Below are 18,069 nucleotides of genomic sequence, written 5' to 3'. Positions count from 1 at the left end.
TAAGACTCATCGGTCTATAAGAGACTAAAAGCATTGGAAAGGCTTAAAGCCAAACAACATGAGATAAGCAAAAAATGATAAGTAAGATACTGACTAAAGTTGTTGGCAGTCGTAATGATCGAACTCTGCGTCGATTACGAAAGATTGTAAAACAAATTAATAATTTTGAACCAGATTTTGAAGCTTTTTCAGATGAAGAGCTACAAGCTAAAACCGTTGAATTTCGTGAGCGTCTAGAAAAAGGTGAATCACTAGACCAGCTCCTTCCGGAAGCTTTTGCGACGGTTCGTGAAGCGTCTAAACGTGTTTTTGGCATGCGTCATTTCGATGTTCAGCTTATTGGTGGTATGGTCCTCAACTCAGGGCAGATTGCCGAGATGCGTACTGGTGAAGGTAAGACACTTACTGCGACCCTATCAGCCTATTTGAATGCGTTACCTGGAAGAGGCGTTCATATCGTAACGGTGAACGATTACCTTGCAAGCCGTGATGCAGAAACAAACAGAGCTCTTTTTGAATTCTTAGGTATGACCGTTGGTGTCAACATTCCCAATATGGCACCACCAGAGAAACAACAAGCGTATCAGTGCGATATTCTTTACGGAACAAACAATGAGTTTGGCTTTGATTATCTTCGCGATAACATGGCATTCCGCAAAGAAGACCGCGTACAAAGAGATCGCTTCTTTGCGGTTGTCGATGAAGTTGACTCCATCCTTATTGATGAAGCACGTACACCACTCATTATTTCAGGTCCGGCTGAAGATAGTTCAGAGCTCTATTCAAAAATCAATACCCTAATTCCTTCTCTTAAACTGCAAGATCAGGAAGATACAGAAGAGTATCGAGGGGATGGTCACTACACGCTTGATGAAAAATCTAAGCAGGTTCACCTGACTGAAACAGGTCAAGAGTTTGTAGAAGAACTTCTCGTTAATAATGCCATGATGGAAGAGGGAGATACCCTCTATTCTCCAACCAATATTAGCCTACTTCATCATGTCAATGCAGCACTTCGCGCCCATGTATTGTTCGAAAGAGATGTCGATTACATCGTAAAAGATGATGAAGTCATTATAGTCGATGAACATACGGGTCGTACCATGCCGGGACGCCGCTGGTCTGAAGGTTTGCATCAGGCGGTTGAAGCAAAAGAAGGCGTTAAGATTCAGAATGAAAACCAAACATTAGCTTCAATTACTTTCCAGAACTATTTCCGTTTGTATGAAAAACTGTCAGGTATGACTGGTACTGCGGATACAGAAGCGTTTGAATTTCAATCTATTTACAATTTAGAGACCGTTGTTATTCCAACGAATCAACCTATGGTTCGTGATGACATGCCGGATGTGGTGTATCGCACAGAAGAAGAAAAATTTGCTGCGATCATTGAAGACATTAAAGAGCGAGTGATAAAAGGCCAACCGATACTTGTTGGTACTGTTTCAATCGAGAAATCTGAACTACTTTCTAATGCTCTTAAAAAGTCTAAAATCAAACACAACGTTTTGAACGCCAAATTCCACGAGCAAGAAGCGGATATCGTTGCCTTTGCAGGGGCTCCTGAAGCCGTGACGATTGCTACCAACATGGCGGGTCGTGGTACAGATATCGTATTGGGCGGTAGCTGGCAAGCGGAATTGAATAAGATAGAAAACCCAAGCGAAGAACAGATTCAAAAAATAAAAGAAAACTGGCAGATGGAGCACGACAAAGTGCTTGCGTCTGGAGGATTGCACATCATTGGTACAGAGCGTCACGAATCTCGTCGTATCGATAACCAATTGCGCGGCCGTTCAGGTCGTCAAGGTGATGCAGGTTCTTCTCGTTTTTATCTATCAATGGAAGATTCACTCCTTCGTATCTTCACCTCTGATCGTATGGCGGGTTTGATACAAAGCGGTATGGATGAAGGTGAAGCTATAGAAAGTCGTATGCTTTCTCGTTCTATTGAAAAAGCTCAGCGTAAAGTAGAAGGCCGTAACTTTGACATTCGTAAGCAGCTTCTCGACTACGATGATGTTGCCAATGACCAACGTAAGGTCGTCTATGAACTACGTGACGAGCTTATGGAAGTGGACGATATCAGTGAGATGATCGACCACAACCGCCAAGATGTATTTGATTCGGTCATGGATGAATATATTCCACACCAATCACTTGAAGATATGTGGAATATAGAAGGCTTGCAAGATCGTCTTAAAAACGACTTTGATCTTGATCTGCCAATTCAAACTTGGTTAGATGAAGACGATAAGCTTTACGAAGAAGCACTTCGTGAACGTATTCATAATACAGCAGTAGAAGTTTATAGATCGAAAGAAGATACGGTGGGTGAGCAAGTCCTTCGTAACTTTGAAAAATCTGTCATGTTACAGACACTTGATAACCTATGGAAAGAACACCTTGCGGCAATGGATCATCTTCGTCAAGGTATTCACTTGCGTGGCTATGCACAGAAGAACCCTAAACAAGAATACAAACGTGAATCGTTCGAACTGTTTGAAAACTTGCTAGATATGCTTAAAGTTGATGTGATCATGATCTTGAGTAAAGTCCGTGTTCAACAACAAGAAGAAGTTGAGCGTATGGAAGCGCAACGTCAGGCTCAAGCAGAAGAATCTGCCCGTAGACAACAGTTTGAACATCAGTCAGCGGAAAACCAATTAGGCGATGATTCCGAAGGTGGTGACGGAACGCAGCAACCAATGGTACGTGAAGAACGTAAAGTAGGCAGAAATGAACCTTGCCCATGTGGTTCAGGTAAAAAATATAAGCAATGCCACGGTAAAATTGGTTGATTTTATAGAGTGAAAAATTTATAAAATGATAGAAAGGTCGCGTGAAGCGGCCTTTTTTATACACAAAATATTTAAAATGAAAACAAGAGTCAGATATGAAACGCTTACACATAGTTGCAGCAATCATTCTTAACGGTGAGAAAGATAAAATCTTTATTACTAAGCGCCATAAAGATGCGCATAAAGGAGGGTTTTGGGAGTTTCCTGGCGGTAAAGTCGAGTTAGATGAGACCCCGGAGAAGGCAATGAGCAGAGAATTGTTTGAAGAGATTGGCATTGAAGTGACCCAGCAATCACTCTTTGAGCATTTGGAATATGATTATCCTGACAAGTCTCTGAAGTTTGATTTTTTTACGGTGACGGGATTTGAAAATGAACCTTACGGCAAAGAAGGTCAGCAAGGAGAATGGGTGGAAATAGGATTATTAGAAGATTATGCTTTTCCTGAAGCCAATATCTCTATTCTAAAAAAAGTAATGAAACAATACGGGTAAATAGGTGCGATTAATAAAATTTAGGTATCCCATAAGGTGAATGATTCCACTGTCGCCTTAAAAACAAGATTTTAAAAATCAATTTTTAAGATACCTTGAAGCGATTACTCATTTCAGTTAAATTGGATTTCACTCAAATGTACGGAGATTTACGCAATGGTTCGAATTGCGATTGCAGGAGCAGCGGGTCGAATGGGCCGCAATTTAGTGAAAGCTACCCACCATAACTTAAACTCATCAGTTGGTGCTGCCTCTGAGAGGCCAGAATCCTCACTTGTTGGCGTTGATGTTGGCGAGTTATGTGGCGAAGGGCATTTAGATATTTCTCTTGTAGATAATCTTGAAAAATCGATATCTGATTTTGATGTAATTGTCGACTTTACCGTGCCAAAAAGTACGCTAGCGAATATTGAACTTTGTAAGCGACACAATAAAAAGATGGTTATTGGTACGACGGGTTTTACTGAAGAAGAAAAAGAAATCATCGATGAAGCGGCTAAGCATATCTCAATCATTATGGCTCCTAACTACAGCGTTGGCGTCAATCTTGTCTTTAAGTTGCTAGAAAAAGCAGCAAAAGTAATGGGAGACTACTGCGATATAGAAATAGTGGAAGCTCACCATCGATTTAAAATAGATGCACCTTCTGGTACTGCTATTGGAATGGGTGAAGCAATCGCGGGCGCTATGGATAACAAGCTGAGCGATGTTGCTGTCTATGCACGTGAAGGGATAACTGGCGAACGAACGAAAGACGAAATCGGCTTCGCAACTATTCGAGCTGGCGATATTATCGGTGAGCATACGGCTATGTTTGCAGATATTGGTGAACGAGTCGAGATTACCCATAAAGCAACAGATCGAATGACTTTTGCCAATGGTGCTGTAAAAGCTGCAATCTGGTTGAATCAAAAGCAAGCTGGTTTTTATACCATGTCTGATGTACTCGGCCTAAACGAGCTTTAATTACATAATTATGCGCCAATAGTGGTTGGCGCAATTCAAACTCCCTCCCTGTGATTGAATTTTATGCTGATGATAAATTCACCTTTATCATCGATTTGACCATGTCTTTTTGGGTCTCTAGTCCATAAATAGACGATCCCTTCCAAAAAACACACTTAAGTCTATGGCGTTAACGTTTGCTATTCTAATTAAATGTCGAATTAGTAAAACTAGCGTTGAACTTGTATTTGTTTGAGTGTTGACGAATGTATTTGTATTTAAACATGGACTTAACTTGGTTTTTTAAGGCTTCCGGCTAACTTCTGCCTTATGTGGTTTAAAAAAGACAGAGTAGTTGTCGGTATGTTGTTGACACATATCACACCGATCTCTAGAATACCGCCAATTTGTCTAAATTCCATAATGCTGTTGTAATCAGCGGTAAGGAAGGTAGAATTGCAAATTAATACATAATTTATGCATTTTTATTCTGGAGGTTGTCTTGAGTAAGTCAGCAATGCTCGTCCTAGAAGATGGGACAATTTTTAACGGAGTTTCCATTGGGGCAGAAGGTTCTGCAGTCGGAGAAGTCGTTTTTAATACCTCGATGACGGGGTATCAAGAAATCCTCACTGATCCTTCCTATTCCCAACAAATCGTCACCTTAACTTATCCTCACATTGGCAATACTGGCACTAACTCAGAAGATGAAGAATCTTCTTTGATTCATGCACAAGGCCTTGTGATTCGTGACCTTCCTCTTATCGTTTCTAACTTTCGTAGTGAACAGACTCTGTCTGATTATCTGAAATCACAAAATATCGTCGGCATCGCGGATATAGATACGCGTAAATTAACGCGTATTTTACGAGAGAAAGGTGCACAACATGGTTGTATCGTTGCCGGTGACAGTCTTGATGAGTCACTTGCTTTAGCGAAAGCAAAAGCGTTTCCCGGCCTCAAAGGCATGGATTTAGCCAAAGAAGTAACAACGAAAGAACCTTTCTCTTGGAAGCAGGGCTCTTGGCAATTGATTGGTGGGTTACCTGAAGCGAAAGATGATAGTGAACTTCCTTACCACGTAGTGGCATACGATTTCGGGGCAAAACGAAACATACTGAGAATGCTGGTGGATAGAGGCTGTCGTTTAACGGTTGTTCCTGCACAAACATCAGCTGAAGAAGTGTTAGTCATGAATCCTGATGGTATTTTCTTATCTAACGGTCCTGGTGATCCTGAACCGTGTACTTACGCGATAGAAGCGACGAAGGTTTTTCTTGAAAAGGGTTTACCAATATTTGGTATCTGTTTAGGGCATCAAATTCTTGCGTTGGCGTCAGGTGCAAAGACTAAGAAAATGAAGTTTGGGCACCATGGTGCAAACCATCCAGTTAAAGATTTGGATAGAGACGTAGTTATGATTACCTCTCAAAACCATGGTTTTTCTGCTGACGAAGCAACACTGCCTGAAAACCTTAGAGCAACACACGTTTCGCTTTTTGATGGCTCTCTACAGGGTATACATCGTACAGATAAACCTGCATTTAGCTTTCAAGGTCACCCAGAAGCAAGCCCTGGTCCAGCAGATGCTGCACCATTGTTTGACCACTTTATTGAACTTATTGAGCAGCACAGCGCATAAACGGAGTCGAGAAGAATGCCAAAACGTAATGACATCAAAAGTGTTCTAATCCTAGGTGCTGGGCCGATTGTTATCGGTCAGGCGTGCGAATTTGATTATTCTGGCGCACAAGCTTGTAAAGCGCTAAGAGAAGAGGGTTATCGAGTTGTTCTTGTTAACTCGAATCCTGCAACAATAATGACTGACCCTGACATGGCGGATGCAACATATATTGAGCCGATTCATTGGGAAGTCGTTCGCAACATTATTGAAAAAGAACGTCCAGATGCGGTATTGCCTACTATGGGTGGTCAGACGGCACTTAACTGTGCGTTAGATTTAGAAAAACACGGAGTTCTGGCGGAGTTCGGTGTTGAGATGATAGGCGCGACAGCTGACGCGATTGATAAGGCAGAAGACCGTTCTCGCTTTGATAAAGCAATGAAATCTATTGGGTTAGAATGTCCAAGAGCTGATACCGCTAAAACGATGGACGAAGCTCATAAAGTCCAAGAAATGGTTGGTTTTCCATGTATTATCCGCCCTTCTTTTACCATGGGTGGTTCGGGCGGCGGTATTGCTTATAATAAAGAAGAATTTGAGGAGATTTGCCGTCGTGGTTTGGATCTCTCTCCAACCAACGAACTCTTAATCGATGAATCTCTTATCGGTTGGAAAGAATACGAAATGGAAGTGGTTCGAGATAAGAATGACAACTGTATCATTGTTTGTACCATTGAGAACATTGATCCAATGGGTATTCATACAGGTGACTCAATAACCGTTGCTCCGGCTCAGACATTAACGGATAAAGAGTATCAGTTAATGAGAAATGCTTCTTTAGCCGTACTTCGTGAGATTGGTGTTGAAACGGGTGGTTCTAACGTACAGTTTGGTATTGACCCTAAAGATGGCCGCATGGTTATCATTGAAATGAACCCTCGTGTATCTCGCTCTTCTGCTCTTGCTTCAAAAGCAACGGGGTTCCCAATCGCGAAAGTAGCCGCTAAGCTTGCAATCGGTTATACCTTAGATGAGTTAATGAACGATATCACGGGAGGAGCAACTCCGGCTTCTTTCGAACCAACCATCGATTATGTCGTGACGAAGATCCCTCGTTTCAATTTTGAAAAATTTGCTGGCGCGAACGACCGCTTAACCACCCAAATGAAGTCGGTTGGTGAGGTAATGGCAATAGGTCGTAACCAACAAGAGTCTTTGCAAAAAGCGCTTCGTGGATTGGAAGTTGGTGTGAACGGCTTAGATGAAATGGTTGACCTTGATGCTCCTGATGCACTCACGACTATTCGCCATGAATTGAAAGAAGCGGGTTGCGACCGTATTTGGTATATCGCCGATGCATTCCGTGCTGGTTTATCGGTAGATGGCGTATTTAATCTTACGTCGATTGACCGCTGGTTCTTAGCCCAGATTGAAGAGTTGGTTAAAATCGAAGAGCAAATTAAAGCTGGTGGATTTGCTGGACTGAATAAAGATTTACTTCGTAAAGTGAAACGCAAAGGTTTCGCTGATGCTCGTTTGTCTGCTTTACTTGGCGTTGCTGAAAGCGAAATTCGTCGATTACGTTACCAACATGATATACACCCAGTGTATAAACGTGTCGATACTTGCGCTGCTGAGTTTTCTTCGGATACCGCATATATGTACTCTACGTATGATGAAGAGTGCGAGGCAAGACCGACGGATAAAGAAAAGATCATGATTATTGGCGGTGGTCCTAACCGTATTGGTCAGGGTATCGAGTTTGACTACTGCTGTGTGCATGCTTCTCTTGCGCTTAGAGAAGATGGTTATGAGACCATTATGGTTAACTGTAACCCTGAAACCGTATCAACCGATTACGATACGTCAGACCGACTTTACTTTGAACCCATAACCCTCGAAGATGTGCTTGCAATCGTTCGTGTCGAAAAGCCCAAAGGTGTCATTGTTCAGTATGGTGGTCAAACGCCACTGAAACTTGCTCGTGCTCTCGAAGCGGCAGGTGTGCCAATTATTGGCACCAGTCCTGATGCTATAGACCGAGCGGAAGACCGTGAACGTTTCCAAACGGCGGTTGACCGTCTAGGGCTTAAGCAACCTGAAAATGCCACAGTAACGGCAATGGAACATGCCATCGAGAAGTCGAAAGATATCGGTTTCCCACTCGTTGTACGTCCGTCTTATGTACTGGGTGGTCGTGCAATGGAAATCGTCTACGATGAAATTGACTTACGACGTTATTTTAATGAAGCGGTAAGTGTCTCAAATGAATCTCCAGTTCTTTTAGACCGCTTCTTAGATGATGCTGTTGAAGTCGATGTTGACGCCATTTGTGATGGTGAGCGTGTTGTTATCGGCGGTATTATGGAACATATAGAGCAAGCGGGTGTTCACTCTGGTGATTCTGCATGTTCATTACCTGCTTATACGTTAAGCCAAGAAATACAAGATGTGATGCGTGAACAGGTAGAGAAATTGGCCTTTGAACTCGGCGTTCGTGGTTTGATGAATACCCAGTTTGCGGTGAAAGATAACGAAGTTTACCTTATTGAGGTAAACCCTCGCGCGGCTCGAACAGTTCCATTTGTATCTAAAGCAACGGGAGCTCCACTGGCTAAAATTGCCGCTCGTGTTATGGCCGGGCAATCTCTAGAATCACAAGGTTTTACTAAAGAGATTATTCCACCGTATTATTCAGTCAAAGAAGTTGTGTTGCCGTTTGATAAATTCCCAGGTGTTGATCCTCTACTTGGACCAGAGATGCGTTCTACCGGTGAAGTAATGGGCGTTGGTGCCTCCTTTGCCGAAGCGTTTGCTAAAGCAGAGCTTGGCTGTGGCAAGGAGTATCCGGAAGGTGGACGAGCTCTACTTTCTGTACGTAATGATGATAAGCAGCGTGTTGTAGACCTTGCTTCTAAGTTGACAAAGCTTGGTTATCAATTAGATGCGACCCACGGCACAGCCGTTATCCTTGGCGAAGCGGGTATTAATCCACGCTTAGTAAATAAGGTGCATGAAGGGCGTCCTCATATTCTTGACCGAATCAAGAACAATGAATATACCTATATCATCAATACGGCTGCGGGTCGCCAAGCGATTGAAGACTCAAAGGTCTTACGTCGTGGCGCGTTACAAGAAAAAGTAAACTACACAACCACGCTTAATGCCGCGTTTGCGACTTGTATGGCGCATACGGCAGATGACCGTCAGACGGTCACTTCTGTACAAGAGTTACATGCAAAGATAAAAGAAAGCTTAGCTTAAACGCGTTTGTAAACTATTTCACAAAGGTGTATTCGTTTACAAAGATGCAATAGATCGCTGTTAAAGCTGAAAAAAGAGTCGCCGTAACGATCGTTGCGGCGACTCTTTTTAATGTTGAGTAATGACAACCTTATATCCAGTACTCTGTTCGTCAGGAACAAAATCTACGAAGTTATGGATGTTTTCTAATGTGTCTTGTTGATAATGGGATACGTACAAAAGTTGGCTTAGATTCTCTTTTGCTATCATATCTAAGGTATTCATGACCAGTCTTCGCCCAAGATTATCTAAACCTTGGTATGGTTCATCGAGAATAAGGAGGGCAGGTTGTTTTACTAATGCTCTTGCGATCAATAGTAGTCGCTGTTGCCCATATTCCAACTGCTTAAACGGCGTCTTAATGAACGTGGTCATGTGTAGAATTTCAAGCCACTCTTTTGCTATCTCAATCTGCTTTCTTGATGGTTGGCTATACAGGCCAATTGAGTCATAGAATCCAGACAAAACGACCTCTAAAGCGGTGCAACCTACTCGATATTGAAGGTGGAGTGCAGATGAAACCATGCCGATGTTTTGTTTTATCTCCCAGATAGTTTCTCCCGATCCTCGTTTTTTACCAAAAATATGAATTAGGTTGCTATAACATTGAGGGTGGTCACCAAAAATCAGGCCTAGTAAAGTGCTCTTCCCGCATCCGTTAGGGCCTCTTATTTGCCAATGTTCGCCGTTATTAATGCGCCAATTTACATCAGTAAAAATGACAGAATCACTGTAAGCGACCTTTCCACCTTCTAGCTCAAAGAGTGGGTTGTCAAAATAACTAGTATGTTGGTGTTTGTGTATCAGTGCTATGACTTGTTCACTCTGTTTTTGTGATTGAGCGGTTATCTGACTTATAATGGGGTGACGGTCCCATTCTGACTTACTCATAATCTCACAGAGCTTACCCGAAGAAAATAAAGCCATTTCATCAATCCAAGTGGGCATCTCATCTTCTCGTGATACGACGATAATCAGCTGTATTGATGTGCTCAGGTGCTCAAGATAGCGAGTGAGGTGCTTTCTGTGTTCAACATCTAAGCCAGCATAAGGTTCATCGAGCAGAAGTAGTGCCGGTTTAGACGCAAGAACGCGCGCCAACATTAATCGGCGGGTTTCTCCGGTAGACAAAACTCGAAAGCCAGTGTCTTTTAAATGGGTCAGGTCAAGTTCAAACATGAGTCCAAGGGTTTGTTCATCATCATGACATTGTTGATAAATAAGAGAATAAACAGACGTGCCGGTGTCTATCTTGTCTATAAAATCCGTATCGTCATCGGCGAGTTCGGATTCTAACAAACGTTGTTGTTCGACAAGTGATACCTGAGCAATTCTTCGTGATAATCCCTCTATAGTCCCCGTACCCGCAAGCCGTTCTTGGCAGAGTAAATCACCAAGTATTGAACCTATATCACCTTCAGTACTAAATATGCCCCATGATTGGTTAGAAAATATATGCCAATCTTCTATTTCTAAATAGGTACCTGTAGTTTGAAGCGTAACTTGGTGAAAAGTAATATCCATATCCATCTGTTTCCTTAATGTTCTATTGCACATCTTTATTAGAGCATGAGTTACGATAGAATTAGGAAAAAACTTTCACATAGCTATAGACACTGTATGAATCTACAGTATAATTGGCTTTAATTAAGAAGTAACACGCGAATAATCAAATAGTGCGGAGAAAGTAATGGATGAGAACAAAAAGAAGGCGCTTGCAGCGGCTCTAGGTCAGATTGAAAAACAATTTGGTAAAGGTTCAATTATGCGTCTTGGCGATAACCGCACTATGGACGTAGAAACCATCTCAACAGGTTCTCTAGCTCTGGATATAGCGCTAGGCGCTGGTGGGCTTCCTATGGGGCGTATCGTAGAAGTCTATGGTCCTGAATCATCAGGAAAAACAACCTTAACACTCGAAGCAATTTCTGCGGCGCAAAAACAAGGTAAAACTTGTGCATTTATTGACGCTGAACATGCCCTAGACCCAATCTACGCTAAGGCGTTAGGTGTAAATATTGATGAGTTACTTGTGTCGCAACCAGATACTGGTGAGCAAGCCTTAGAAATCGTTGATGCACTGGCTCGTTCTGGTGCGGTTGATGTTGTTGTTGTCGATTCCGTTGCGGCGTTGACACCTAAAGCTGAAATTGAAGGTGAGATGGGTGACAGCCACATGGGTCTTCAGGCTCGTATGCTTTCTCAAGCAATGCGTAAGTTAACGGGTAACCTTAAACAGTCAAATTGCATGTGTATCTTCATCAACCAAATCCGTATGAAGATCGGTGTTATGTTTGGCTCTCCAGAGACGACAACGGGCGGTAATGCTCTTAAATTTTATGCCTCTGTTCGCCTCGATATCCGCCGTACTGGCGCCATTAAAGATGGTGATGAAGTTATTGGTAATGAAACACGTATCAAGGTTGTTAAAAACAAAATTGCAGCACCATTCAAACAAGCTGAAACACAGATTCTTTACGGTAAGGGTTTCAACCGTGAAGGTGAATTGATTGATTTAGGTGTTAAGAGCAAAATTGTTGAAAAAGCAGGAGCTTGGTACAGCTATAAAGGCGATAAAATTGGTCAAGGTAAGGCTAACGCAGGTAAATACATGCGTGAGAACCCTGCGACTGCACTAGAAATTGATACTAGACTACGAGAACTTCTTTTAGCGCCAGTTGTTGAGGAAGTCGTAGAAAAGCAAGTTCCTCAAGAAGAATTGTAAAAGTAACTAAACGCTATAAGTATCATGAATAAAGCCTCGCTAATGCGAGGCTTTATTATGAGTGAGAGTGACAGATTAAAGCGGAAGGTTATGCTTATGAGTAATCGAATTTGAACGAGCAGTTCAATATCGTGCTGACATCCATTATTGAGGCGAGCTAGCATAGACTAAAGTGACGTATGACAACATAATACCGAGAAGCATGGAGAAATCAGAGATCTTCATTTAATCTTTATCTTGAGTGCCTCCTCGTAACTGTTTAATTCCTTTTTGGATCGGATTTTCCCACTGACGTAATGTCGATGGCTTTTCATCTGACTTTTCGGGCATTTTCGTTGTATTGCACATCAAGGCGTAGAAAGTGTGGTCATCGATAGTAGCGGAAATAGGCGCATTGCCAAAATGAATAAGTTCTTTTGACACACTACCTTTTCGCGCTCTTTCCGATACGACTTTAGAATTCTGAAAGTAGAGCGCACCATTGGTAGGATCGGACAAATAACCATTTTTGGCCAGATCTAAAATGGTCTCGATGCGAGCGAATTGATCGGAACTTGGTTCAGGGAGTTGCTGCCAAGTCCCTACTTTAGACACTGGTTCGAACTGATTTTTTGCATTGACAATCGTCTCAATAGAGTTTGAGAACTGTCCACTGATTTTACGGTTAAGAATGACAAATACGACAGCGCTTAGCCCGATAGAACCTTGATTAGAAGCCTCTGCATAGGCTGTCCGTGTTATGGCATCAATATCTGTCGCTGATAACGCTATCCCAGCTATTTCATTTTTGTAGACAAGGTGAACTGCATCACAATCTACTGCTGTAGGTGAGTTTGCAGAGGCACAAAGTGCCAATATGGAAAACCAATTCATACCCGTGTACTCATTAAAAACTTCCGTCCCTATATCGTCGATTTAGATTCTTATCTGCCTTACATTAATCAAACCTAAAGACTATCGCTGGCAAATATCATTAAGATTAGCGTAATCATGTCTCCATTATTCAAAAATTTGGTAAATTTGATATTATATCGTTCATATAAATCATGTATTTTAAACCTACTCGATGTTGTAGCAAGCGCTCGGTTCCTAAGTAGGCTCAATTATGAGCTTGGTACCGATTAACTTTTGCATGATGAGCACATTTGATTTGACCAGATACTGAGTAGGATTTGCGTTATTCTTTTGATGAAGAAAACTAGGCGAAATCCTAACCTTGATTTACAATACTCGCCAAATATCTGTTAGTGGGCAATATTTGTCCTAAATTCATATCGAAAGTTTCAGGAAGAGTCGCATGTTTATGAGCACCGACGAGATACGCCGTGCGTTTCTAGAGTTCTTTGAAAGCAAAGGACATCAGATTGTAGAAAGTTCATCATTGGTACCAGCAAATGATCCAACATTGCTGTTTAACAATGCTGGAATGAACCAGTTTAAAGATTGTTTCTTAGGTATCGACAAACGTGCCTATACGCGAGCGACAAGTGCACAACGATGTGTTCGTGCTGGTGGTAAACATAATGACCTAGAGAATGTCGGTTTTACTGCCCGTCACCATACCTTTTTTGAAATGTTAGGGAACTTTAGTTTCGGAGACTATTTCAAAAATGACGCCATCGGTTACGCGTGGGAATTCCTAACGGTAGTGCTTCAGTTACCTCAAGAAAAACTGCTCGTTACTGTCTATGAAACTGACGATGAAGCATTCGAGATTTGGAATAAAGATATCGGCATACCTGCTGATCGTATTGTTCGAATTGGCGACAAGAAAGGTGGTAAGCCTTACGAGTCCGATAACTTTTGGCAAATGGGTGATACAGGTCCTTGTGGACCATGTACTGAAATTTTCTATGACCATGGTGAACATATCTGGGGTGGTCGACCAGGCACCCCTGAAGAAGATGGTGACCGCTTCATCGAGATCTGGAACAACGTATTCATGCAGTTTAACCGTCAGAGCGACGGGACTATGGAGCCTTTACCTAAGCCTTCTGTTGATACTGGTATGGGTATCGAACGTATTGCGGCAATCATGCAAGGTGTTCACTCAAATTATGAAACGGATATCTTTCAGACACTAATCAAAGCGTCTAGTGAAGTGATTGGATATAAAGATCTATCGAACCAATCTTTACGTGTTGTTGCAGACCATATTCGTTCTTGTGCCTTTTTGATTGTTGATGGCGTTATGCCATCGAATGAAGGCCGTGGCTATGTTCTTCGTCGTATTATTCGTCGCGCGGTTCGCCACGGCAATAAACTCGGCGCGCAAGGTGTATTTTTCTATAAGCTTGTGGGTGTTCTCGCCGACGTTATGGGAACCGCGGGTACCGAACTTAAGAAACAACAAGCGTTGGTAGAGAAAGTACTTCGAATCGAAGAAGAGAACTTTAGCCGTACTCTTGAGCGCGGTATGGCAATATTGAATGATGCGTTGAATACGCTTGAAGGAAAAGAACTCGACGGTGAAACCGTATTTAAACTATATGACACCTATGGTTTTCCAGCGGATCTGACTAACGACGTTGCACGTGAACGTGAGTACACAATCGATGAAGTTGGCTTTAATAAAGCGATGGAAGCGCAGCGTAAGCGAGCTCGTGAAGCGGGTCAGTTTAAAACTGATTATAATCAAGTGATAAAGGTTGATGCTACAACTGAATTTCTTGGCTATGGTGGAACAAACGGACAGTCAAACGTAGTGGCAATGTTCGTTGAGGGTGATGGAGTAGAGTCACTTTCTGCTGGTGATAAAGCGATCATCGTTTTAGATCAGACACCATTTTACGCAGAATCAGGTGGTCAGTGTGGAGATGCTGGTTATTTGAAGGTTGCTTCTGGCCTATTCAAGGTTGAAGATACTCAAAAACTTGGCGGCGCCATTGCTCATCATGGTGAGCTTGTTGAAGGTGTATTCGCGAAAGAAGATGCGGTTTCTGCTCAGGTTGATTCTGAACGCCGTACTGCGATCACTCTCAACCATTCAGCAACACATTTATTGCATGCAGCATTGCGTCAAGTATTAGGTGACCACGTTACACAGAAAGGTTCATTGGTTCGAGCTGAGAGCCTACGTTTTGATTTCTCACACCTTGAAGCGGTTAAGCCTCAAGAGTTGCGTGAAGTCGAACGTTTGGTGAATAGCCAAGTGCGTGTTAACCATGTGATAGAAACAAATGTCACAGATATTGAATCAGCTAAACAGAAAGGCGCTATGGCGTTGTTTGGCGAAAAATATGATGAAGAAGTACGCGTGCTGAGTATGGGCGAATTTTCTACTGAACTTTGTGGCGGTATTCACGCAAAAAATACGGGTGATATTGGTTTATTCAAAGTAGTATCAGAAGGTGGTATTGCTGCCGGTATTCGCCGTATTGAAGCGGTAACGGGCGAAGCAGCTCTGGACGCAATTGATGCTCAGCAAACTCAATATGAAGTAAAATTAAGTGATGCTGCAAATAAATCGAAAGCTCTAGAGAAAGAAATGCAACAGCTTAGAGATAAGTTGGCTGCAGTCGAAAGCGCTAACGTTATGGGTAAGGTTGAAACTATCGCTGGTCACCGAGTTTTAGTCGCTGCTCTTGAAGGAGGCGATAACAAAAACTTACGAGTGATGGTTGATGACATTAAGAACCAAATGGGCAGTTGTATTGTTTTTCTAGCCAATGTTAATGATGGTAAAATCAGCTTAATAGCAGGTGTGACTAAAGATCTTATCGGCAAAGTTAAGGCTGGTGAATTGGTGAATATGGTAGCGCAGCAGGTTGGTGGTAAAGGCGGAGGTCGTCCTGATATGGCTCAAGCTGGTGGTACAGATATTGCCGCATTACCGGAAGCGATTAAATCGGTTCATGGATGGTTAGAAGAACGTCTTTAACCGCTGATTAAGTTAACTGAAAAAAAACCAACTAATGACAATTAGTTGGTTTTTTTGTTGTTAAGTAATCTGAACTCGCGATAAGCCATTATTTGGGTTTATACGCAATGAACCAGTATCAAGCGAAGTCAGTTGTTACAAGCTTACTAAGTTAGGTATACATGCGTTTTGGTTAAAAGCTGCATGATTAATTACATTGATTATCGTTCTAAATTGGGCAGATAATGATTGAACTCACAGTACCGATTTATACGAGATGAGCTCTTAGGGAAGGTGAAGGCCGGTGAACAAACCGTTATATGTACTGAAGTTTGGTGGGACGTCGATTGGTTCTATTGAGCGGATTCAAGCCGTTGCGAATAGAGTAATTAAGACGAAATCCTCAGGGGTTAATGTTGTCGTCGTTGTTTCTGCAATGTCGGGTGAAACCAATCGACTGATGAGTCTAGCGCAGCAGATTGACGACGTGCCAAATGCGCGGGAGTTGGATGTATTGTTGTCTGCCGGAGAGCAGGTTGCGATGTCTTTACTTTCGATTGCGATAAATAAGCATGGTTATAGCAGCGTGTCGTTGACAAGCGGGCAGGCACAAATACTAACAGATAACGTTCATAACGATGCCACTATCCGACAAATTAATACTAGTCATATAGAAGGTCTTCTGGCGGATAACAAGATAGTGATTGTTGCCGGTTTTCAAGGGACCACTGAATATGGCGACATTACAACGTTAGGGCGTGGTGGTTCAGATACTACAGCGGTTGCGCTCGCAGGTGCACTTAGTGCTGACGAGTGTCAGATATTCACCGATGTCGATGGAATATATACCTGCGATCCTAGGGTAGTTAGGAGCGCACGAAAATTAGACCGTATAGATTTTCCAAATATGGAAGAGATGTCTAGAAAAGGCGCTAAGGTTCTTCATCTCCCTAGCGTACAGTTCGCGTGGGCTCAAAATGTGCCATTAAGAGTACTCTCTTCTTTTTCCCATGATAAAGGAACTCTCGTTAAGGGAGAGACTTGTGATAAGGGCATTTGCGGTATCGCGTTACAAAGGTCATTGATGTTCGTGCAAGTGAACGCGGATGATCTTGACTCATTAAAAAAACAATGTCGGCTGCTTGGAATTGCGCTGTGGAACGTGATCGAGGAAACAGATCAGAGTGGAGTAGTGATCCTTCAAGAGAGTTTTGCTAAGTTAAGTCTGGTTTTTATTGAAAAAATCCGTAATAGTGAAGCTGTGAGTGCATTGACTATTGTCGGTAGCAAAGCGAAAGGGATTTTGCAGCAGTCTTGTGAATTATTTGCACAGCATGATATAAAAATTCTAAACCGCGCGGCAGGGATAAACTACTCAACGTTTATTCTTAAGCCTGAGTTATTAGAGAAAACAGCTAATCTTATTCACGAAAAACAGATAAATTTCAAGGTAGAGCTTGAAGAACAACGAAAATTAGCTATTTCTTAACTAGTATTGTTTACGAAGATAGATGTTTTGTTGGATAATAAGCCTTATTACAGAGAAAGTTCAGAGATTACTCAAGGAGTGGAAAAATGCTGATTTTGACTCGCCGAGTTGGCGAAACGTTAATGATAGGTGATGAAGTAACAGTGACAGTACTTGGTGTCAAAGGGAATCAAGTTCGAATTGGTGTGAATGCTCCGAAAGAGGTATCCGTCCACCGCGAAGAAATATACATGCGTATCCAAGCTGAAAAAGGGACGGCGACGAGTACCGTAGCAGGAAGTAATCCAGTACCAGGTAGCAGTACGGTATCAGGAAACTACTAAGCGTATATATCGCAAAAAAGGCTAGCAATGTGCTGGCTTTTTTTGTTTCGGTAGAACCGAAAAATGAAAGTAATAAGCAAAGAAAACTGTGTTTTTCTAAGATGTTGGTTGATTAGTACCCTATCAAACGTTTTTTACCTAATTTAACTAAGAAAGTATTTGACATATTTTTGGTAAATCGTAATATGTGCCTCCGCAAGATGGTGAGGTGGCCGAGAGGCTGAAGGCGCTCCCCTGCTAAGGGAGTATACGGCTTAATACCGTATCGAGGGTTCGAATCCCTCCCTCACCGCCATTCTTGTGTTTAGTAGAAATTATGCGCTCGTAGCTCAGCTGGATAGAGTACTTGGCTACGAACCAGGCGGTCGAAGGTTCGAATCCTTCCGAGCGCACCATTTCTAACATGTGGTGAGGTGGCCGAGAGGCTGAAGGCGCTCCCCTGCTAAGGGAGTATACGGCTTAATACCGTATCGAGGGTTCGAATCCCTCCCTCACCGCCATTACTA

11 protein-coding genes and 3 tRNA genes are annotated in these 18,069 nt (G+C 42.4%); 12 read left to right on the top strand and 2 right to left on the bottom strand.

What is annotated here, in order from left to right; all coding sequences use genetic code 11:
* Positions 1–74: 74 nt before the first annotated feature.
* The 5 genes from secA to carB all read left to right on the top strand — a co-directional run bounded on the left by secA (position 75) and on the right by carB (position 9,128).
* Positions 75–2,801, top strand: coding sequence for a preprotein translocase subunit SecA (gene secA, locus L3V77_RS14550; RefSeq protein ID WP_275134770.1), 2,727 nt, complete (start codon positions 75–77; stop codon positions 2,799–2,801).
* Between the two features lie 95 nt (positions 2,802–2,896).
* Positions 2,897–3,295, top strand: a complete 399-nt coding sequence (gene mutT, locus L3V77_RS14545; protein WP_275134769.1) for an 8-oxo-dGTP diphosphatase MutT — start codon at positions 2,897–2,899, stop codon at positions 3,293–3,295.
* A 156-nt stretch (positions 3,296–3,451) separates the two neighbouring features.
* Positions 3,452–4,261: a 4-hydroxy-tetrahydrodipicolinate reductase gene (dapB, locus tag L3V77_RS14540; protein WP_275134768.1), complete on the top strand. Its 810-nt coding sequence runs from the start codon at positions 3,452–3,454 to the stop codon at positions 4,259–4,261.
* Between the two features lie 481 nt (positions 4,262–4,742).
* Positions 4,743–5,882: a glutamine-hydrolyzing carbamoyl-phosphate synthase small subunit gene (gene carA / locus L3V77_RS14535; RefSeq protein ID WP_275134767.1), complete on the top strand. Its 1,140-nt coding sequence runs from the start codon at positions 4,743–4,745 to the stop codon at positions 5,880–5,882.
* 15 nt (positions 5,883–5,897) lie between these two features.
* Entirely contained in the window at positions 5,898–9,128 is a 3,231-nt protein-coding gene (gene carB / locus L3V77_RS14530) for a carbamoyl-phosphate synthase large subunit (RefSeq protein WP_275134766.1), read from the top strand.
* A gap of 108 nt (positions 9,129–9,236) precedes the next feature.
* On the opposite strand, the gene L3V77_RS14525 is transcribed toward carB, so the two are convergent.
* A complete protein-coding gene (locus L3V77_RS14525; RefSeq protein ID WP_275134765.1) occupies positions 9,237–10,691 on the bottom strand; it encodes an ATP-binding cassette domain-containing protein in 1,455 nt (484 codons plus the stop codon).
* A gap of 166 nt (positions 10,692–10,857) precedes the next feature.
* On the opposite strand from L3V77_RS14525, the gene recA reads away from it, so the two are divergent.
* Complete coding sequence (gene recA, locus L3V77_RS14520; protein WP_275134764.1) at positions 10,858–11,892, top strand: recombinase RecA; 1,035 nt, start codon at positions 10,858–10,860, stop codon at positions 11,890–11,892.
* Positions 11,893–12,117: 225 nt separating this feature from the next.
* On the opposite strand, the gene L3V77_RS14515 is transcribed toward recA, so the two are convergent.
* On the bottom strand, positions 12,118–12,765 hold the full coding sequence (locus L3V77_RS14515; RefSeq protein WP_275134763.1) for a cell wall hydrolase: 648 nt from the start codon (positions 12,763–12,765) through the stop codon (positions 12,118–12,120).
* A 424-nt stretch (positions 12,766–13,189) separates the two neighbouring features.
* On the opposite strand from L3V77_RS14515, the gene alaS reads away from it, so the two are divergent.
* The 6 genes from alaS (at position 13,190) to L3V77_RS14485 (ending at position 18,063) form a co-directional block, all read left to right on the top strand.
* Positions 13,190–15,772 carry an alanine--tRNA ligase gene (alaS, locus tag L3V77_RS14510; protein ID WP_275134762.1) on the top strand — a complete coding sequence of 861 codons (2,583 nt, stop codon included), beginning with the start codon at positions 13,190–13,192 and terminating at the stop codon, positions 15,770–15,772.
* A gap of 283 nt (positions 15,773–16,055) precedes the next feature.
* Complete coding sequence (locus L3V77_RS14505) at positions 16,056–17,240, top strand: aspartate kinase (protein ID WP_275134761.1); 1,185 nt, start codon at positions 16,056–16,058, stop codon at positions 17,238–17,240.
* An 86-nt stretch (positions 17,241–17,326) separates the two neighbouring features.
* Complete coding sequence (csrA, locus tag L3V77_RS14500) at positions 17,327–17,563, top strand: carbon storage regulator CsrA (RefSeq protein ID WP_195704283.1); 237 nt, start codon at positions 17,327–17,329, stop codon at positions 17,561–17,563.
* Between the two features lie 202 nt (positions 17,564–17,765).
* Positions 17,766–17,858, top strand: a tRNA-Ser gene (locus L3V77_RS14495).
* A 23-nt stretch (positions 17,859–17,881) separates the two neighbouring features.
* A tRNA-Arg gene (locus L3V77_RS14490) sits at positions 17,882–17,958 on the top strand.
* A 12-nt stretch (positions 17,959–17,970) separates the two neighbouring features.
* Positions 17,971–18,063, top strand: a tRNA-Ser gene (locus tag L3V77_RS14485).
* Positions 18,064–18,069 lie beyond the last annotated feature (6 nt).

The organism is Vibrio sp. DW001 (genome assembly GCF_029016285.1).
In the GTDB taxonomy this organism is placed as follows: domain Bacteria; phylum Pseudomonadota; class Gammaproteobacteria; order Enterobacterales; family Vibrionaceae; genus Vibrio.
Note: the sequence above shows the minus strand (reverse complement) of the source record. Positions and strands in the feature narration are given on the sequence as shown.